Here is an 18,780-nt window from a genome sequence, read left to right as displayed (position 1 = left end):
AACCGCTCAGCCCTGTTGCAGCTAAAGGTCATTGTCTGGCGCAGGGCGCGCGCTAGAGTCGATCCCATTCCATAACAACAAGATTGAGGAAGGGATCATGCAGGACTATGCCGACGTCCGGGCTCGCTTCGACTACGCCACCTGTGTCGCGCAGCGCCTGAGCGGCTCGCTTGCCGCCGTCAACGCCTGCGTCGAATGCTGCGATCGCCATGCGCTGCCCGGGCGGATCGCGCTGTTCTGGGAGGGTCGCGACGGCCAGCGGGAGTCCTGGACCTTCAGCGAGCTGCAGCAGCGCGCCGCGCAATTCGCCGGTTTCCTCGCCAGCCAGGGCATAGGCCCGGGGGACAGAGTCGCCGGCTTGCTGCCGCGCACCCCGGAATTGTTGATCGCCATTCTCGGTACTTGGCGGCTCGGCGCGGTGTACCAACCGCTGTTCACCGCCTTCGGGCCCAAGGCCATCGAGCATCGCCTGGCGGTCTCCCAGGCGCGGCTGGTGGTGACCGATGCCAGCAATCGCAGCAAGCTGGACGAGGTGCCAGGCTGCCCCGCGATCCTGACCGTGGGCCAGCGCCGCGGCCTGGGCATCGAGCGAGGCGATTTCAGCTTCTGGCACGAGCTGGAGCGCCAGCCGACCCTCTTCGACCCCGTATTACGGACCGCGGAAGATCCTTTCCTGCTGATGTGTACCTCGGGTACCACCGGACCGGCCAAGCCGCTGGCCGTGCCGCTCAAGGCCATCGTCGCCTTCAAGGGCTACATGCTCGAGGCCATCGACCTGCGACCCGCCGATGCCTTCTGGAACCTGGCCGATCCGGGTTGGGCCTATGGCCTCTATTACGCGGTCATCGGCCCCCTGGCGCTGGGCCAGCCCACGCTGTTCTACGACGGCCCCTTCTCCGCCGAGAGTACCTGTCGCCTGGTGCGCGAGCATGGCATCACCAACCTGGCCGGTTCGCCCACCGCCTACCGCCTGCTCATCGCCGGCGGCGAGGCGGTCAGCCAGGCCCTCCGCGGCCGGCTGCGGGTGGTCAGCAGTGCGGGCGAGCCGCTCAACCCGGAGGTCATCCGCTGGTTCGCCGAGCAGCTGCAGGCGCCGATCCACGATCACTACGGCCAGACCGAGCTGGGCATGGTGCTGTGCAACCACCATGGGCTGCGCCATCCGGTACAGCCGGGCGCAGCCGGCTTCGCCAGCCCGGGCCACCGGGTGGTGGTGCTGGACGAGACGACACGGCAGGAACTGCCGGTAGGGGTGCCCGGTATCCTGGCCCTGGATCTTGCGCAGTCGCCGTTGTGCTGGTTCGGTGGTTATCTCGGCAGCCCGACCAAGGCCTTCGTCGACCACTACTACCTGACTGGCGACACCTGCGAGCTGAACGCCGACGGCAGCATCAGCTTCGTCGGCCGCGCCGATGACGTCATCACCACCTCCGGCTATCGCGTCGGCCCCTTCGAATTGGAAAGTGCGCTGATCGAGCACCCGGCGGTGATCGAGGCCGCGGTGATCGGCAAGCCCGACCCGGAGCGCACCGAGATCATCAAGGCCTTCGTGGTGCTGCATCCCCGCTTCGAACCGAGTCCGGCGCTAGCCGAGGAGCTGCGCCTGCACGTGCGCCGGCGCCAGGCTGCCCATGCCTATCCGCGGGAGATCGAATTCGTCGCCGAGCTGCCGAAGACCCCCAGCGGCAAGTTGCAGCGTTTCATCCTGCGCAACCAGGAAATCGCCAAGGCCCAGGCGGTTCGGCAGAGCGCCTAGCCATCCTATCCATGCAAGGAGAACAGCCATGCTGATCACCGAAGAACAACAGGGCATCGTCGATATGGCCCGTCGCTTCGCCCAGGAGCGCCTCCAGCCCCATGCCGCCGACTGGGACCGCAGCGGCGTCTTCCCCCGTGACGCGCTGCGGGAGATGGGCGAGCTGGGCTTCATGGGGATGCTGGTGCCGGATACCTGGGGCGGCTGCGACACTGGCTACGTCGCCTATTCCCTGGCCCTGGAAGAGATCGCCGCCGGCGACGGCGCCTGCTCCACCATCATGAGCGTGCACAATTCGGTCGGCTGCGTGCCCATCGATCGCTTCGGCAGCGATGAGCAGAAAGAGCGCTTCCTCACGCCCCTGGCCACTGGCGAGATGATCGGTGCCTTCGCCCTCACCGAGCCGCAGGCGGGGTCCGATGCCAGTGACCTGCGCACCCGCGCGCGGCGCGACGGTGACCACTATGTCATCGACGGGGCTAAGCAATTCATCACTTCCGGGAGCCAGGCCGGGGTGGTGCTGGTGTTCGCGGTCACCGATCCGGCGGCGGGCAAGAAAGGCATCTCCGCCTTCCTGGTGCCTACCGATACTCCCGGCTACCAGGTGGTGCGCGTCGAGCACAAACTGGGTCTGCACGCCTCCGACACCTGCCAGATCCAGCTCGATGGGGTGCGTGTGCCGGCGAGCTACCGGCTGGGCGCCGAAGGCGAGGGCTATCGCATCGCCCTGGCCAATCTGGAGGGCGGGCGTATCGGCATCGCCGCCCAGGCCGTCGGCATGGCCCGCGCCGCCTTCGACTATGCCAGGGGCTACGCCCGCGAGCGGCAGACCTTCGGCAAACCCATCGTCGAACACCAGGCGGTAGCCTTCCGCCTGGCGGACATGGCCACCGAGATCGCCGTGGCGCGGCAGATGGTGCTGCACGCGGCGGCCCTGCGCGATGCCGGGAAGCCGGCGCTGGTGGAGGCCTCCATGGCCAAGCTGTTCGCCTCGGAAATGGCCGAGCGGGTTTGCTCCGCGGCCTTGCAGACCCTGGGTGGCTACGGCTACCTGAACGATTATCCGCTGGAGCGGATCTATCGGGACGCCCGCATCTGCCAGATCTACGAAGGCACCAGCGACATCCAGCGCCTGGTCATCGCCCGGCATCTGGGTGACTAGGCAATGGCTGCCGCCGCGTCGCACGAAGCCATCGATGGCAGCGGCGAGCGCCTGCGGCAGGCCGCCCTGGAATTGTTCAGCCAGGATGGCTACCACGGGGTGAGCCTGCGCCGGTTGGCCAGCGTCGTGGGCCTGCTGCCCGGCTCGCTCTACCACCATTTCGAGGGCAAGCAGGAACTCTTGTTCGAGTTGATCGAGGACTATGAACTGGAGGTGCTGCAACTGTTCAAGGCCGCGGCGGGCCAGCGTCGAGCCCGGCAGGCACCCCGAGCGCTACTCGCAGACTATCTCCTGCTGGTCCAGGCGCAGCGGGCGTCCGCCCAGGTGGCCCATCACGAGTTTCGCCATTTGACTCCCCTGCAGCAGACCCGCATTCGCACGATCAGGCGACAACAGGTCCAGGCCCTGAGCGCCGTGCTCCGTTGCGAGGGGCGTGAGCAAAGCGTTGCGCTGGAAGGCCTGGCGCACCTGTTACTGGCCCTGCCCCCGGCGCAGGCCGACGACGCCGTGGCCAGTGGTGTCGCCGGGCTGATCGTGGAGCTGGTGCGTCCTTAGGCGATCCCGCCACCGTCAGGCTTTTGCTCCGCTCGCCGCCTTGGCCTGCGTCTGACCTTCGAGCATCTCGACCGCGGCACTCGTGGCGTCGCTGGCGCGGATCGCCAGTTTGCGCACCTCGTCGGCGACCACTGCGAAACCACGTCCGGCGCTACCAGCCCTGGCCGCCTCGATGGCCGCGTTGAGTGCGAGCAGATTGGTTTGATGGGTGATGCCCTGGATGGTACTGACGATGCGAGTCAGGCGTTGCAGGGTGGCCTGGGCCGCCGCGCTCTGCTGCTCGTACTCCTGACGTAACCAGCGTTCCTCTTCCTGGCTCTGGATATCGATGATGGCGCCGACCGTACGCAATGCGGTGCCGTCTGCACTGCGTTGGCTTTCGCCGCGTCCGCGGAACCAGCGATAGTCTCCGCTGCGCAACCGGAGTCGATAGGCGACGTCGAAAGGCGTCCTGCCACTGCGATCGCCGACATGCTCGACGAAGGCCTGCACGGCACGGTCGCTGTCTTCCGGATGCAGATGGGAGAGCCAGCTGTGGAGCACGTCGGGAAATTCCTCCACTGACTCGTAGCCGAGCAAGCGCCGCATCTGCGGGGAGAACCAGATGACATTGGCAGGATTGGCCGAGTCGCCGTTCTTGATGTCGATATCCCAGAGGGCATCCTGGATGCAGTCGCGGGCGATATCGAAGCGGGTCTTGAGCAGGGCGTGGGCCTGGTCGCGGCTACGCTGCTCGTGAAAGTCCTGCAGCGTGCCCAGGAGCAGCGGTGGCTCCCCTGGGGCGGCAGCGAGGCGTCGACCGTGCAAGGTGAAGCCTCGATAAGCGCCAGCGCCCTCTGCCAGGCGCAGTTCGAAGCTGAATGGGTTCGGTCCCTGAGGGGTGAGCAGGGCGTTGCGGATATCCGCGCGCTCGTCCGGATGGATCAGCTCCAGCCAGGCCGGCAACCGCGTCGGCAAGACGCCGAGACCGGGGATGTCTGCAGACCAGTGCAGCCTTGGCTCATCCTGCCCCTGGCCAGGGGCGGGTAGCCTGAGTTCCCAACAGGCCCCCTTGGCGGGAGCGACCAGTTGCCAACGTCGCTCGGCCAAGGCCAACTGCCGCTGCACAGCCTGGCATTGAACATCCAGTCGCTCCGTCTGCAGCTGCAGGGCTCCGACCTGCTGGACGAGGTCCAGCCGCTCGGCGAGTTGTTGGGCGATGACGGTTTCCAGTCGTTTGAGCCTGGCGTCCGCCGTCGCCAGCGGGGCTGCCCTTGCGCCAGTCTCCAGAGCGTTGATGAGGCCATCGAGCTGGCGCTTGAAGGTGCGACTGAAGAGGTCCATCGGCAACTCCTTTGCGACCTGCCGCGGCGCCAATCCTGGCGCCGCGGCAGGCAGTCCTTCGTTCAGGCGGTCTGATAGAGGCGGCGTTCGAGCCAGACATGGCCTTGCAGGCGGGTGGCGCGTTTGGCCAGGGCCAGCACCCCCAGGTCGACCAGGGGTTCGAGCAGGATGACGCTCAGGTAGGCACCCCCGAAGCTGGTGATGGCGACCAGGTTGCTGCTGGTGAAGCCTTGGCCATAGAGCGCCCAGAAGGCCACCCAGGCGACGATGCCGGCCTGGAAGGCGGTGGACAGCGCCAGCGCCTGGCGGTACTTGAGGGCTACGTAGGGCGTACCGGGGGCGATCAGGCGCTTGGCCAGCGCCGCCGTGGCGAACAGGGGCACCAGCAGGGTGGTGACGTTCATGCCGTACTGCGGCAGGTCGAAGGGGGCGAAGAACAGGCCCTGCAGCAACAGGCCCAAGGCCAGGCCCAGGGCCGCGGGTGCGGCGCCGAACAGCAGGAACAGCGTCGAGCCGAGGATCAGATGCACCTCGGAGACGCCGACCGGGTAATGAGGCAGCACCTCGAAGAAGGCGAACACCAGGGCGGTGGTCGCCAGGCTGCGCGCCAGCAGCGACACCAGGCCACGTTCGCGTAGCGTCGCTCCCAGCAGTTTCAGGCCGTAGGCGCCGGTACCGGCGGCGGTCAGGTAGCTCAGGCCGATCTTGCCGGCATCCACGAGTCCAGGTTCGATATGCATGACGATCTCCAGGCCGCCTCGGGGCGGCGATAGGGTAGGGGGACTTGAGTGCTAGTGCGCCTGGCTGACGGCTACGGGCACGCGGCGAGGCGGATGGTGGTGGTGCCCGGTGGCCGGCGGACAGCTGGCGTGGCTCAGGGCCACCGCCTGGCCGTGGGGGGTGTTGAGATAGGCCTGGCGCCATTCTTCGGTGCGCTCGGCGATGGCCGTTGCCGTGGTCAGGCCCAGGCTTTCCACCAGGCGCTCCGTCGCCAGCAACCACTGCCGGTAGTAGGCGTCGTTGACGCTTTCCTCCGCGGTTGCTGGCGCCTCCTGGATCACGGCGCTGAAGATCGCCACCCAGTCTTGCCAGGGAAAGAGCCCACCGCGGTGCAGATGGACCACCAGGGAAAAGGCCTGGGCCTGCCAGGGGCTGTCGAAGGCCGGGCCCTCTCCGCTGGGCGACAGGGGCTGTTCGAGTGCGAGAGTCGTCATACCGCCTCCAGATAGCTGTCCCACAGATCGATGCAGATGGAATCCGGGCTGTCGTTGCCCCAGAGCTCCCGGGCACTGAAGCGCACCGCGTAGACCTGCTGCGGTTGTTCGCCCAGCCCATGGGCGACGGTGTCCGGCGTGACGAACAGCCCCTGCACCCGCTCGATGGTGCCCAGCTTGCCGCGGGCATAGCGCGGCAGGCGGGTGTGGCCCGCAGGGTTGAGATTGCGGGTGCGCACCTGATCGCCAAGCTGGAAGCGTCCCGGCTCGCCATGGGTGGTCCGGGCCGAGGCGCCGCCCAGCACCACCGGCTGGACCAGCTCGGGCGTCAGTACCGTGACCGGCTGGGTCGGCGCTGTTGGCTTGACCTGGCCTTGCAGCTCATCGACGCTGATCACGCCCTTTTCCACCAGCAGCGTCTCGAAGGCGTGCAGCCAGTGTTCGTAGTAGCTCGACTCCAGGTATTCGCTGGGCGCCATGCGTTCGATGGCGTGACGGAATTCGTCGACATTGAAATAGCCACCGACGAACAGCGAAGGAAAGAGCGCGAACACCCTCCGCTCCCACTCGGCATGGAACACCGGCTCGCTAGCGGGCGGGGCCACGGGGCCGAGGCCGTGCATGCCGCCGAGATCGTGGATACCGTTCATGGGCAAAGCTCCTCTGCTAGGTGGCCGCGGGCGGCAGCGCCAGCCCGGTGCCGATCATGGAATCGCGGGTGACCAGGGCGGCCAGTTGCTCCTCGCTCCAGCCAGCGGTGCCGTCCGGGCGCTGCGGCAGCACCAGGTAGCGCAGTTCGGCGCTGCTGTCCCAGACGCGGATTTCGCGATCCGCGGCGATGCTCAGGCCGAACTCGGCCAATACCCCGCGCGGGTCCATGACGATGCGCGAGCGATAGGGCGCGGACTTGTACCAGGCGGGCGGCAACCCCAGGGTCGGCCAGGGATAGCAGGAGCAGAGGGTGCACACGGTGACGTTGTGCACCGCCGGGGTATTTTCCACCACCACCATGTCCTCGCCCTGGACGCCGGAAAAGCCCAGCTCGGCGATGGCGGCAGTGGCATCTTCCAGCAAGCGGCGGCGGTACTCCGGATCGGCCCAGGCCTTGGCCACCACCTGGGCGCCATTGCGCGGGCCGATCTGGTGCTCGTAGGTATCGATCAGGGCGTCCATGGCGACCGGATCTATCAGGCCCTTCTCGAGCAGTAGCGATTCCAGCGCCTTGACGCGCAGCGCGACGTCTTCCGGCGGCTCGGTGTGGTCGTGGTCATGGTGGTGATGATGGTCATGATGGTCATGGCTCATGCGGTTTCCTCCTCGGTAGAACGGTTCCGTCTCACAGGGTTTGCCAGTCCACGCTGGCCTCGAAGGCCGCGGCGGCCTGGTAGATGGTGCTTTCGGCATAATGCCGACCCATCAGCATCGCCCCGACCGGCAGGCCGTCCACGGTGCCGCAGGGCAGCGACAGCGCCGGATGACCGGTGATGTCGAGGGGAGCGGTGTTGCCGATCATCTCGAAGGCGCGGGCGACGTACTCGGCCAGGGGTGCGTCCGCGGCCGGCAGCGGCTGGGCGACGATGGGCAGGGTGGGCAGCAGCAGCAGGTCATAGCGCTCCAGCGCCCGGTCATAGCCGGCCCGGGCGCGGCGGGCGATGTTCTGGGCCTTGGCATAGAAGCGCCCGCGATAGCGCTCGAGACCGTACTGGCCGACGAACATGCACAGCTTGAGGGTGGGCGAGAGGTCATCGGCCCGTTCGCGCCAGGCGCTATGGGCATCCAGCAGGCCGACGTCATAGAGACCCTTCCAGTTAAAGCCCATGCCGTTGCCGTGCATCATCTGGGCGGTGAGGCCCTCGCAGCCGATGGGCTGCCAGAGCGCGCCGGCCAGCAGATGCTCGGGTACCGAGACCTCCTCGACCCGGGCGCCGAGGCCTTCCAGCCGCGCGGCGGCCTCCCGCACCCGGTCCGCCACCCGTGGATCCAGGTTGGCCAGCCCGAAGCCTTCGCTGAGTAGCCCGATGCGCAAGCCCGCCACACCGCGTTCCAAGGCCTGGGTATAGGGGGCCACCGGCGGCGCGTACTGGCGCGGATCCAAGCCATCGGTGCCGGCGATCACCTCCAGCATCAGGGCGTTGTCAGCCACGTTAGCGGTGATGGGGCCGAGGTGGTCGACGGTCGCCTCGATGGGCATGGCCCCGGTATAGGGCACCAGGCCGTGGGTGGGCTTCATGCCATAGGTACCGCAGAAGGCCGAGGGGATACGGACGGAGCCGCCCTGGTCGCCGCCGATGGCCATGTCCACCACGCCGGCACCCACCAGGGCGGCGCTGCCGGACGAGGAGCCACCGGCGCTGTAGCCGTGCCGGCGGGGATTGTGTACCGGCGCGGGGTCCGAGGTGTGGCTGCCGCCGGACAGGCAGAAGTGTTCGCAGGTGGCCTTGCCCAGGATGGTGGCGCCGGCCTCCAGCAAGCGGGTCACCACGGTGGCGTCGTAACTCGGTACGAAGCCTTCGAGCGTGGTGGAGCCGTTCATCATCGGCACCCCGGCCAGGGCGATGTTGTCCTTGAGCGCCACGGTGCGCCCGGCCAGTTTGCCGCCGTCGGCGCCCTGGACTTCGGCCCGGTAGTACCAGGCGTTGAGCGGATTTTCCGCGGCACCGGGCCGGTGGCCGGCGCCGCGGGCGAAGCGTACCGGCGGGATCTCGTCGGGGAGATCGTCGATCAGGTCGTAGGCGTCGAAACTGGCCTGCATCAGCGCCAGGTAATCCTGCGCCTCGTCGGTGCTCAGCTGCATGTGCAGGCGCCCGGCAAGAGCCTGGAGTTGGGCGGGAGTGGGACGGGTGATGGCCATGTGGGTGTCCTTTAGTTGCGCCGGTACCTGCCGGCGGCGGGCTGTCGAAGAGGGTTCACAGGCTCCGGCGAGCGGAGCGGTGCGGGTCTGGCGCTAGCCTTTCTTGCCCGGCGCCGGCCAGGTGATGCCCACGCTCTTCATGCCCTTGGCCACGTCCATTTCGGGATGGGCCAGGACCACGTCGCGATACGACGGGCTGCCGATGACCGCTGGTTTGAACTTGGTCAGGAAGGCGTTGACCTCTGCGCGGATGTCGGCCGGCACCTTGGCGTCTTCGTAGCAGGCATCGAGGCATTCGAAGACCGCTTGCCAGTGGACTTCGGTCAGGCCCATGCCGCGGTGGGCGGTCACCATGTCCCGGCCGCGGTACTTGGCCTGGCCGCCCCAGTGCTCGGCCAGGAAGTCGACGAAGTTGATGTGTTCCTTCTGGAACGTCGATTCGGACATGTGACTCCAGATATGGCCGATGGCCGGATGCTCCATGCACTTGCGCAAAATCAGGCCGGCGAAGCTATAGATGGCGTCATAGCCGCCGAGGCGTTCGTAGAGTGAAGGCTGTAGTGCGCTGGTCATGGGCTTTCTCCTGAATCGTTACGGTGGGTCGTCTTCTGGTCGCCGCCCGGATTTCCGTGGCTGCATTCACCCTAGGGCAGGCCGAGGCGAGCGGGCTTGGCTGGGAAGGACAGGCAGTTGTCCGAGAAGGACTGCAGGTGCCCCGCGAGGACCCGCTCGCCTTGCCCTGCGCTCGTCAAAAAACGTGGACGTAGCGCAAATTCATCCGGAAGTCCTCGCGGAAGCCGTTGTCGACCGCCAGGTCGCGCCCCAGCTGGAGCTGCACCTGGTCGGTGGCGGTGAGAAAGGTCGTGGCGGTGGCGCGGAAGTTGGTGGTTTTCGTGCGGTCGTCCTGGGCGACCCCCGCGATTCGGTTCTCACCGCCCCAGTTGTGGCCGACGCCGAGCCCGAAGCTGGTGCGCGCATCGAACTGATAGCGGCCCATGAGCTGGACGGCATAGGACGTGTCCTGCTCGCGCCGCACACCTGAAGAGCCGTAGTCGTCGTTGTCGCCGTACCAGATGGCGTCCGCGACCAGGTCCATCGCCCACTTGTCGTTGAAGTGCTTGACGTAGGCAGCCTGCAAGTCGAGCTTCCAGCGGTTCTCGCCCAGGTTGAGTGCGTCGTCGCGGTCATAGCTGCCAGTGGGGGCGTAGAGATAGGGCGTGATGGCGAGGATGTCGCGCGCCGGGTTGAGCCGCCAGCGCAGCGGCGCGGCCAAGATGAGATCGCCGGTGCCCTGGGCGCTGCCCAGGGCCGCGACATCACCGCTGGCGTCGAGATGGCCAAAGGGCAACAGCACCTGCGGATCCAGGGTGACGGTATCGCTCAGTCCGAGAACATGGACCAGACGCAGGATGCCGATGTCCGAGGTCAGTTGGGCGTCGGACTGGACCTGGTGACCCTTGGCATAGAGGCGGTCGGTGGTCGCATGCTGGTAATAGAGCACGCCCAGGTTGGTACCGGCCGGGAGCTGTTCGTAGTCGCCGGGTGCCACCTCGAGGGCCTGGGCTTGGTTGGCGAGCAGCAGCGCCAGAGGCGCATAGCGGAGCGTCTTCATGAGGGAAGGTCCTTTTCGAGAGAGGGCTGGCGCCAGGATGGGCTTCAGGCCGATAGGGGACGCGCGTCGCGCAGCATCCCCGTGGCCGGGTGGCAATTGATGTACTCGAACTGCTGGCTGTTGCCGTCCGCGACCGACACCTCGTGGTACAGCCGCAGCTTGGCGAGGCCGCCGATCACCCGGAAGAAGGTGGTGAAGATGCGCAGGTGCGTCGGATGGGACTCTGCCCAGCGCTCCAGCCTGTCCAGCGAGCGCCAGTGGCCGATGTCGTAGGCGATGTCCAGCAGATTGCCGTCCAAGTCGATGTTGCGGACGAATCTGTTGCTGTAGCAGCCGAGCGGCTGGCCTTCATCGCGCAGGAAATCCATGCCCGCCTGCAGCGGCGGCAGCAATTCGTTGAAGTAGATGTCGCGTTCCTCCTGGCCGGCTTCCACCCAGTCCTGGCCGGAGCGGATCAGCGTCAGGTTGTCATGGCCGCGGACCACCACCCGGCCACCCGACTGGGGATCGCCGGAGATCACCTGCAGCTCGGTGTCAGGCTGCAGCCGACTGGTCTGGGAGACCGGAAAGCGATCCCGCGCCGAGCCCCAATAGCCGTGCTCCTGGATATCGCCGCTGATGCCATCCATGAGCGCGCCGACACCTGGCAAATCGTCCGTGAAGGCATACAGCGTCTCGAACTGCTCGGCGCGCGGCGCTATCACCTCGCGGAAATACCCCAGGTCTTCCTGCAGGCGGGCGTCGGCCGCCCACCAGTCGGCGACCTCAGGCGAACGCAGCCAGCGACAGTAGGCGGCGGGATCACGCCAGTAGCCCACCACGATGAAATTGCCGTAGCCCTGGGCATCTTCGTGATAGGTGAGGTCGTGATTGCCGGGCCCGTCGACCCCCGCGAAGCTGGCCACCAGGGTACGCAGTGCCAGCAGCGCTGCAGCGCGCCGCTCCTGGCGGAACTGCACGCCGAGGTAGGCCATGACCACCTGCGTCAGGTCTTCGCCGGCGCGGGCGACGAACATGGGGTAGGGCGGCTGGTACTCGTCATGCACGCGGCGACTCAGGGTGCGGGGGCATTGCAGGTGCTTGGCGATGGCGGATTCCATGGTGATCTCCTCGACACTGGGCGAGACAGGCTGTTACCGACGAACCCTGGCTCGGCTGCTCAGGCGCAGCACCAGGTGCTGCCAGGCCGTTACGATCAGTAGCGCCAAGGCTTCTTCGGCCACCAGCTCGCCGGGATGGGCGCTGGCCCATTCGGCGGTTGAAAGAGGGGTGACAGGGCTGATCATCTCGATACCTGCGGGTCTAGGTTTCGCTGAGGGCCAAGGTAAGGCGCAGCCGTCTGGACCGGCTTGTTCCAGCAGGACAGGGGCTTGACTGGGAGGGACAGCGGCGCCGGTTAACTGCGGCCTGCACCAGCGCGGATCGGTAGAGAGCTGCCGTTGCCTTGATTGGGTGCAGCCTCGGCCGCCTTGCTTCGGCGGTGCGACCGATGGGCTCGCCGCACCGCCGCCTTTGCGCGTCTGGCCAGGCGCGTGATGCCCAGGCCGGGAGGGCAACGCCAGCCGCTCTAGCGCGCGGCTGGCATGGTTGTTGCCGTGCCTCGCCGTCAGAGATCGGCGTTGATCCAGCGAGGATGAGCACCATGAGCAGCACGCACTACTCCACTCAGGTCGTTTCCAGCGAGCGGCGTTTCGAATACTGGAAGGAAGTGGTCTGCCGGCATTGCATCCCGGCCTCCAGTCGGCCCGAGTCCGGGCTGGATTTCGCGGCGCAGCTCCAGGTCGTCTCCCTGGGTTTGCTGGACGTCTGTACGCTGTCCGCACCGCTGCACCACTGGCGGCGCAGTGCCAGCCATCTGCGCAGCGGGCCGGACGACGATCTCTGGCTTGGCTTCAGCCAAGGCGGTCATGGACAGCTGGAGCAGGGCGGCCGGCAGGCGGTCCTGGCACCGGATCGACTGTTTCTCTACGACGCCGATCAGGCCTTCGATTTCAGCCTGAGTGGCAGCCACCGGCTGTTGCGTATCCCGCGCTACCTGCTCAGCACCCGGCTACCCGGGGTGGAGCGGCTCACCGCTACCGTGCTCGATGAAGCCCGGCCTGGCATCGTGCCGTTGCGGGAGATGCTGCGTCAGGCCGCCGATGGCTTGCCGGCGCTGGAGGACCCGGCCTATTCCCTGCGTTTCTCCCAGACGCTGCTCGACCTGCTGGTGCTCAGCCTGGAACTGCAGGGTTCGGAGCGCGCCGTGGCCGAGCGGGATCTCTACCCGCGGCTGATGAACCATGTCCTGAGACATTTGAGCGATCCGCAGCTGAACCTGGAGAGCGTTGCCCAGGCCCATCACGTGTCGACCCGCACCGTGACCCGGGCCTTCGCCCGGCACCAGAAGACGCTGATGAGCGTGGTCCTGCAGGAGCGGCTACTGGCCAGCCGCCAGGCCATGGAGCAGGGGCGTTGCCGCAGCGTGTCCGAAGCGGCGCTGGACTTCGGCTTCTCCGATTTCTCGCATTTCAGCCGGGCCTTTCGCAAAGCCTTTGGCGTGGCACCCCACTCGCTGCTACAGCGGCACTGATCCGCGTTCGGGTTCGTCCAGCTGCCTGCCCGGCCGATAGGCCAGGTGATAGCCCAGGCCGACGAAGACCGCGCCGCCCACCAGATTGCCGAGGAACACCGCGACCAGGTTGGGCAGCAACTGGGCCCAGCCCAGCGTTCCGGCGAAGATGGCGGCCGGCAGGATGAACATGTTGGCCACCACGTGCTGGAAGCCGATGGCCACGAACGCCATGATCGGGAACCACATCGCCAGGATCTTGCCGGTCACGTCCTTGCCGGCGAAGGCCAGCCAGACGGCGAGGCAGACCAGCCAGTTGCAACCGACCCCGGAAATGAACGCCTGCAGGAAGCTGGCCGCCACCTTGGCCTGGGCGATGGCGGTGGTCTTGGCCAGGAAGACACCCTCAGTGAGACCCAGCAGGTGCCCGAAGCAGTAGGCCACCGCCAGGGCGCCGCCCAGGTTGGCCAGGGTCACCCAGCAGAAGTTGCGCAGCACCGCCAGCAGGCCGATGCGCCGGGCGAACCAGGCCATGGGCAGCACCAGCATGTTGCCGGTGAGCAATTCCCCGCCGGCCAGCACGGTGAGGATCAGACCGAGCGGGAACACCATGGCCCCGAGCAGGGCGCTCAGCGACCCCCAGTTGCCCGGCAGGGTGCCTATGACATGGATGTCCAGCAGAAACCCCAGGGAGATGAAGGCGCCGGCGAGAAAGCCCAGCACCAGCAGGTTGGCAACGGACAGACGACTCTTGGCCACGCCGGCCTGGACGGCCAGGAGCGCGATTTCCTTGGGGGTATTGAGCGACATGATGACTCGGGGAGGGGAGGGACGCGCGGACTGTAAGAACTTGTAACAGGCGTCTCAAGGCGGGGTTGCCTATCACGCCCATAGGCTGATGCTATGACGTGCCTGGACCTGCCGCTGGTCGGCACAAACGCAAATTTCGTGACTCCACGGCTTTGCCCGGCGTAGGTTTGCGGCCACAATCTCGAAACTACTTTAAGTTCACCTGCGCCGCCGGCTCTGGCTGGGGCGCCGCATTCACTCGTCCTCCGGCTCGCCGATGGGAAACTTTGCATGAAGCTGATCAAATCCACCACCCTCATTCTCTGCATGGGCGTCTCGGCCTGCAGCTCCTTCCAGGGCCATGGCGACCAGGCCGCTACCCCGGCCAAGCCGGCCAATGCCCAAGCCAGTACCGCCGGTAGCGGTGGGCACTGGTGGTGGCCCTTCGGCGGTGAGCAGAAGCCCGCCGAGCCGGCCAAGCCGGTAGCCCAGGCCGCCGCGGCCAAACCCGAATCCAAGGTGGCGGCCAAGACCCCGGCTGCCGCGCCGCAGTCGTCCGCTGCAGCGGGCGAGAAAGCCAGCCATTGGTGGTGGCCCTTCGGTAGCGAAGACGCCAAGCCCGTCGCCCAGGCCGAGGTTCTCAAGCCGGTGCCGGTCAAGGTCAGCAAGGCCTGGCTGGACGAGCACGAGCAGAAGCTGCGCGTCGCCGTCGCCGGCAGCAACGTCAAGGTCGAGCGCCGTGACGATGCCCTGGTGCTGGTAACGCCGGTGGACGGCTCCTTCAATCCGGATCGCGCCGAGATGCTGCTGCCGGTGATGCTCGGCCCGCTGTCCCGCTCGGCCAAGTCGGTCAGCGTCGACGACGACAGCGCCGTCATCGTGCTCGGTTTCAGCGACAGCACCGGCGCCGCGGCCCTCAACGACAAGATCAGCCTGCAGCGCGCCCAGGCCGTGGCGGCGATCTTCCGCCTCAGCGGCTACAGCGGCAATCGCCTGATCGTGCGTGGCCTGGCCGCCGCCCACCCGCGTGCCGACAACGCCACCGCCGCCGGCCGCGCCGCCAATCGCCGCGTCGAGGTGCTGATTCAGCCGCGCGCTACCGTGCTGGCCAGCCTGCAGTCCCTGGCCGCCCGCTAGCTACAAAGCTTGTCCTGAAGCAGGCGACCGGGGCGGGACTTGGTTAAGCTAGGTCGATACCGACCTAGCAGGAGACCTCCATGTCACCGTCCCTCGCCGATATGCGTCGCGACTACACCCGCGACGGCCTGACCGAAGCCCAGGCACCCGCCGATCCCTATGCTCTCTTCGGCCAGTGGTTCGAGGAGGCGGTACGCACCGAGCAGCCTCCCGTGGAAGCCAACGCCTGCTGGCTGGCTACCGTCGATGCCGAAGGCCAGCCCCATTGCCGGGTGCTGCTGCTCAAGGGCGTCGATGCTCAGGGCTTCGTCTTCTACACCAACTACGACAGCGCCAAGGGCCAGCAACTGGCCGCCCAGCCGCGGGCGGCCATGACCTTCTTCTGGCCGGCCCTGGAACGCCAGGTGCGCATCGAAGGCCTGGTGGAGCAGGTGTCCGCCGAGGAGTCCGACGCCTACTACCGGGTCCGGCCACTGGGGAGCCGCCTGGGCGCCTGGGCCTCGCCGCAGAGCCAGGCCATCGCCGATCGCCAGGAACTGGAGCAGCGGTTGGCCGAGGTACAGCAGCGTTTCGCCAGCGGCGAACCCAGCCGGCCGCCGTTCTGGGGCGGCTACCGTCTCAAGCCGCAGCGCATCGAGTTCTGGCAGGGGCGCTCCAGTCGCCTGCACGACCGCCTCGACTACCAGCGCGGCGAGGACGGTTGGCAGCGTCAGCGCCTGGCACCTTAAGGCGTTCACAAGGTATCGTCCCTACAGTCGCCAGAAACCTCTCCGGATGCCCTGGGTCAAGCATAAAGGCGATCCACGTCCTTGGGGTGCCCGGTGTCGTCCCTGTCTTTCAACTGCCTTCGGAGTAGCTCCATGAACAGAATCCTCCAGCTCGCTGCCTCCCTGACCGCCGTCGCCCTGCTGGCGGGCTGCGCATCCGATCAGTCCGGCGACGTCTATTCGCGCGATGAGGCCCGCCAGGTGCAGACCGTTCGCACCGGTACCATCACCGCCCTGCGCCCGGTCACCATCGAAGGTACCAAGTCGCCGGTCGGCGCCGGTGCGGGTGCCGTCGTGGGCGGCATCGGCGGCAGCGCCATCGGCGGTGGCCGGGGCAGCTTCGTCACCGCCATCATCGGCGCGGTGGCCGGCGGCCTGCTGGGCGCGGCGACCGAAGAGGGCTTCACCAAGGCCAACGGCGTCGAGGTCACCGTTAAGGAAGACGACGGCGGCACCCGCGCCTATGTGCAGGCGGTCAACAAGGGCGAGATCTTCCGGGTCGGCGAACGCGTGCGCATCCTGACCGTCAACGGGACCAGCCGCGTCGCCCCCAACTGATCCGGCGGACCTGGCCAAAGGTACGTCCAAACCCTTCCAGAGCGGGTGTCCGAATCGCTAGACTGCGAGTCGGACACCCGTTTGCGTTTTCGCCCGTAAATAGTTGTCGCCTGGGCGCAAGGCCAGTCGCATGCCGCGTCCTACAATCCCTTCAGTCACCGCCGTACTCGGCAGGAGAAACCCGATGTCCGCTTCTCAACCCAATGTGCAACGCGCCGCCTTCGACGAGGTGATGGTTCCGACCTACGCCCCTGCCGCGTTCATTCCGGTGCGAGGAGAGGGTTCCCGCGTCTGGGACCAGGCCGAGCGCGAGTACGTCGATTTCGCCGGCGGCATCGCCGTCAGTGCCCTGGGGCATGGCCATCCGGCGCTGATCCAGGCGCTGACCGAGCAGGCCGGCAAGCTCTGGCACGTCTCCAACATCTACACCAACGAGCCGGCCCTGCGCCTGGCGCGCAAGCTGGTGGACCACACCTTCGCCGACCGGGTGTTCTTCGCCAACTCCGGTGCCGAGGCGAACGAGGCCGCCTGCAAGCTGGCCCGTCGTTACGGCCATGACGTCAGTGGCGGCAGCCGCTACGAGATCGTCGCCGCCACCAACAGCTTCCACGGCCGGACCCTGTTCACCGTCAGTGTCGGGGGCCAGCCCAAGTATTCCGACGGCTTCGGGCCCAAGATCGAAGGCATCCGCCACGTGCCCTACAACGACCTGGCCGCCCTCGAAGCCGTGGTCTCGGACAAGACCTGCGCGGTCATCCTCGAGCCCATCCAGGGCGAGGGTGGGGTGCTGCCGGCCGACCAGGCCTACCTCGAAGGCGCCCGTCGCCTGTGCGACGCCCATGGCGCGCTGCTAATTTTCGACGAGGTGCAGAGCGGCGTGGGCCGTAGCGGCCACCTCTATGCCTACCAGCACTATGGCGTGGTGCCAGATGTGCTCACCACCGCCAAGAGCATCGGCGGCGGCTTCCCGCTGGCGGCCATGCTGACCACCGACAAGCTCGCCCAGCATTTCAGTGCGGGCGTCCACGGCAGTACCTACGGCGGCAATCCGCTGGGCTGCGCCGTGGGTGCCGCGCTGCTGGACATCGTCGCCACGCCGGAAACCCTGGCAGGCGTCGCTGCCCGTCACCAGCGCTTTGTCGCCGGTCTGGAGCAGCTCAACGCCCGCTACGGCCTGTTCCAGCAGATCCGGGGCCTGGGCCTGCTGATCGGCGCCGTGCTGAATGACAGCTGGAAGGGCCGGGCCAAGGACATCGTCACCGCTGCCAACGAGGAAGGCCTGATGATCCTCCAGGCCGGTCCGGACGTGCTGCGCCTGGCGCCGAGCCTGATCATTCCCGAGGCCGACATCGACGAAGGCCTGGCGCGGCTGGATCGCGCCCTGGCGCGCCTGACGCAAGGCTAATCTCCGGACGCGGGACGCGTACCGCTCGCATCCAGGGATGGATCCGTACACAAGGAGTTCTCATGCTGGTAATGCGCCCTGCGCGCGCCGCGGACCTGCCCCTGGTCCAGCGGCTCGCTGCGGATAGCCCGGTCGGCGTCACCTCGCTGCCCGACAACCCCGAGCGCCTGCGCGACAAGATCCGCGCCTCGGAGTCGTCGCTGGCGGCCGAGGTGGGCTTCCATGGCGAAGAGAGCTATTTCTTCGTCCTCGAAGACACCACCAGCGGCGAGCTGCTCGGCTGTTCCGCCATCGTCGCCTCGGCCGGTTTCTCCGAGCCCTTCTACAGCTTTCGCAACGAGACATTCATCCACGCCTCGCGCGAGCTGAAGATCCACAACAAGGTGCATGTGCTGTCGCTCTGTCACGACCTGACCGGCAACAGCGTGCTGAGCAGCTTCTACGTCCAGCGTCCGCTGCTGGATACCCCCCATGCCGAACTCAACTCCCGTGCCCGGCTGCTGTTCATGGCTGCCCATCCCGAGCGGTTCGCCGAATCGGTGGTGGTCGAGATCGTCGGGCTGTCGGATGACGCCGGCGAATCGCCATTCTGGAACGGAGTAGGGCGCAACTTCTTCGACCTGGACTATGCCACCGCCGAGCGGCTGTCCGGGCAGAAGAGCCGGACCTTCCTCGCCGAGCTGATGCCGACCTATCCGCTCTATGTGCCGCTGTTGCCCGACAGTGCCCAGGAAGCCATGGGCCAGGTGCATCCGCGCGCCCAGATCACCTTCGACATCCTCAGTCGCGAAGGCTTCGAGACCGACAACTACATCGACATCTTCGATGGCGGCCCGACGCTGCATGCCCGCACCACCACCATCCGCTCCATCGCCGAGAGTCGCCTGGCGCCAGTGAGCGAAGGCGCGGTCGCCGCAGCCGACCGGCCCTGGTTCCTCGTCGCCAACGATGGCCTGGAGAATTTCCGCGCCCTGGCGACGCCGCTGCGCTGGGCGCCTGGCGAGTCCGTCGTCCTTTCCCCCGAGCAGATCGCCGCCCTGGAGATCGCCGAAGGCGACCGGGTTCGTCTGGTAGCGCTGTAGCCGATCCTAGCGTCTTTG

General features: G+C 67.1%; 19 protein-coding genes and 1 pseudogene. 9 read left to right on the top strand and 11 right to left on the bottom strand.

Translation table 11 applies throughout. The features are described 5' to 3' along the window. Positions 1–97: 97 nt before the first annotated feature. Genes ACYJP6_RS03860 through ACYJP6_RS03850 form a run of 3 tightly spaced genes read left to right on the top strand, consistent with a single transcriptional unit; the run spans position 98 to position 3,473 of the window. Complete coding sequence (locus tag ACYJP6_RS03860; RefSeq protein WP_459473542.1) at positions 98–1,756, top strand: AMP-binding protein; 1,659 nt, start codon at positions 98–100, stop codon at positions 1,754–1,756. A gap of 28 nt (positions 1,757–1,784) precedes the next feature. After that, the gene (locus ACYJP6_RS03855; RefSeq protein WP_459473540.1) at positions 1,785–2,918 is read left to right on the top strand and encodes an acyl-CoA dehydrogenase family protein; all 1,134 of its coding nucleotides are present in this window, start codon (positions 1,785–1,787) and stop codon (positions 2,916–2,918) included. A 3-nt stretch (positions 2,919–2,921) separates the two neighbouring features. Beyond that, a complete protein-coding gene (locus ACYJP6_RS03850; protein WP_459473538.1) occupies positions 2,922–3,473 on the top strand; it encodes a TetR/AcrR family transcriptional regulator in 552 nt (183 codons plus the stop codon). A gap of 15 nt (positions 3,474–3,488) precedes the next feature. Here the strand turns inward: ACYJP6_RS03850 and ACYJP6_RS03845 are convergent. From ACYJP6_RS03845 to ACYJP6_RS03800, 10 genes and pseudogenes are all read right to left on the bottom strand, one after another. Continuing rightward, a pseudogene (locus tag ACYJP6_RS03845) lies at positions 3,489–4,163 on the bottom strand (methyl-accepting chemotaxis protein); the annotation flags it as partial. 695 nt (positions 4,164–4,858) lie between these two features. Next, complete coding sequence (locus ACYJP6_RS03840; protein ID WP_459473536.1) at positions 4,859–5,536, bottom strand: energy-coupling factor ABC transporter permease; 678 nt, start codon at positions 5,534–5,536, stop codon at positions 4,859–4,861. Positions 5,537–5,587: 51 nt separating this feature from the next. Next, positions 5,588–6,010 (bottom strand): nitrile hydratase accessory protein, encoded by a 423-nt coding sequence (locus tag ACYJP6_RS03835; protein WP_459473534.1) that lies wholly within the window; start codon positions 6,008–6,010, stop codon positions 5,588–5,590. Further along, the gene (nthB, locus tag ACYJP6_RS03830; RefSeq protein ID WP_459473532.1) at positions 6,007–6,660 is read right to left on the bottom strand and encodes a nitrile hydratase subunit beta; all 654 of its coding nucleotides are present in this window, start codon (positions 6,658–6,660) and stop codon (positions 6,007–6,009) included. Before nthB ends, ACYJP6_RS03835 begins: the two co-directional genes overlap by 4 nt. Positions 6,661–6,676: 16 nt before the next feature. Continuing rightward, complete coding sequence (gene nthA, locus ACYJP6_RS03825; protein WP_459473531.1) at positions 6,677–7,315, bottom strand: nitrile hydratase subunit alpha; 639 nt, start codon at positions 7,313–7,315, stop codon at positions 6,677–6,679. Between the two features lie 31 nt (positions 7,316–7,346). Further along, positions 7,347–8,861, bottom strand: coding sequence for an amidase (locus tag ACYJP6_RS03820; protein ID WP_459473529.1), 1,515 nt, complete (start codon positions 8,859–8,861; stop codon positions 7,347–7,349). Positions 8,862–8,954: 93 nt separating this feature from the next. Further along, positions 8,955–9,434 (bottom strand): group I truncated hemoglobin, encoded by a 480-nt coding sequence (locus tag ACYJP6_RS03815; protein WP_459473527.1) that lies wholly within the window; start codon positions 9,432–9,434, stop codon positions 8,955–8,957. Between the two features lie 175 nt (positions 9,435–9,609). After that, the gene (locus ACYJP6_RS03810) at positions 9,610–10,473 is read right to left on the bottom strand and encodes a transporter (RefSeq protein ID WP_459473525.1); all 864 of its coding nucleotides are present in this window, start codon (positions 10,471–10,473) and stop codon (positions 9,610–9,612) included. A 44-nt stretch (positions 10,474–10,517) separates the two neighbouring features. Then, on the bottom strand, positions 10,518–11,573 hold the full coding sequence (gene oxdA / locus ACYJP6_RS03805) for an aliphatic aldoxime dehydratase (RefSeq protein WP_459473523.1): 1,056 nt from the start codon (positions 11,571–11,573) through the stop codon (positions 10,518–10,520). 33 nt (positions 11,574–11,606) lie between these two features. Further along, entirely contained in the window at positions 11,607–11,759 is a 153-nt protein-coding gene (locus tag ACYJP6_RS03800) for a hypothetical protein (protein WP_459473522.1), read from the bottom strand. A 356-nt stretch (positions 11,760–12,115) separates the two neighbouring features. On the opposite strand from ACYJP6_RS03800, the gene ACYJP6_RS03795 reads away from it, so the two are divergent. Further along, entirely contained in the window at positions 12,116–13,045 is a 930-nt protein-coding gene (locus tag ACYJP6_RS03795) for an AraC-like ligand-binding domain-containing protein (RefSeq protein WP_459473521.1), read from the top strand. On the opposite strand, the gene ACYJP6_RS03790 is transcribed toward ACYJP6_RS03795, so the two are convergent. Beyond that, positions 13,031–13,834 (bottom strand): formate/nitrite transporter family protein, encoded by an 804-nt coding sequence (locus ACYJP6_RS03790; protein ID WP_459473520.1) that lies wholly within the window; start codon positions 13,832–13,834, stop codon positions 13,031–13,033. The genes ACYJP6_RS03795 and ACYJP6_RS03790 overlap by 15 nt on opposite strands. 270 nt (positions 13,835–14,104) lie before the next feature. On the opposite strand from ACYJP6_RS03790, the gene ACYJP6_RS03785 reads away from it, so the two are divergent. The 5 genes from ACYJP6_RS03785 (at position 14,105) to aruF (ending at position 18,762) form a co-directional block, all read left to right on the top strand. Continuing rightward, entirely contained in the window at positions 14,105–14,950 is an 846-nt protein-coding gene (locus tag ACYJP6_RS03785; RefSeq protein WP_459473519.1) for an OmpA family protein, read from the top strand. A gap of 80 nt (positions 14,951–15,030) precedes the next feature. After that, on the top strand, positions 15,031–15,678 hold the full coding sequence (pdxH, locus tag ACYJP6_RS03780; protein ID WP_459473518.1) for a pyridoxamine 5'-phosphate oxidase: 648 nt from the start codon (positions 15,031–15,033) through the stop codon (positions 15,676–15,678). Between the two features lie 132 nt (positions 15,679–15,810). Further along, positions 15,811–16,275, top strand: a complete 465-nt coding sequence (locus ACYJP6_RS03775) for an outer membrane lipoprotein (protein ID WP_459473516.1) — start codon at positions 15,811–15,813, stop codon at positions 16,273–16,275. A 184-nt stretch (positions 16,276–16,459) separates the two neighbouring features. Next, positions 16,460–17,680: an aspartate aminotransferase family protein gene (locus tag ACYJP6_RS03770; protein WP_459473515.1), complete on the top strand. Its 1,221-nt coding sequence runs from the start codon at positions 16,460–16,462 to the stop codon at positions 17,678–17,680. Positions 17,681–17,742: 62 nt separating this feature from the next. Next, positions 17,743–18,762, top strand: a complete 1,020-nt coding sequence (gene aruF / locus ACYJP6_RS03765) for an arginine/ornithine succinyltransferase subunit alpha (RefSeq protein ID WP_459473513.1) — start codon at positions 17,743–17,745, stop codon at positions 18,760–18,762. Positions 18,763–18,780: the final 18 nt, after the last annotated feature.

It is taken from the genome of Pseudomonas sp. No.117 (assembly GCF_054558395.1).
This window is presented reverse-complemented; position numbering and strand designations above follow the sequence as displayed.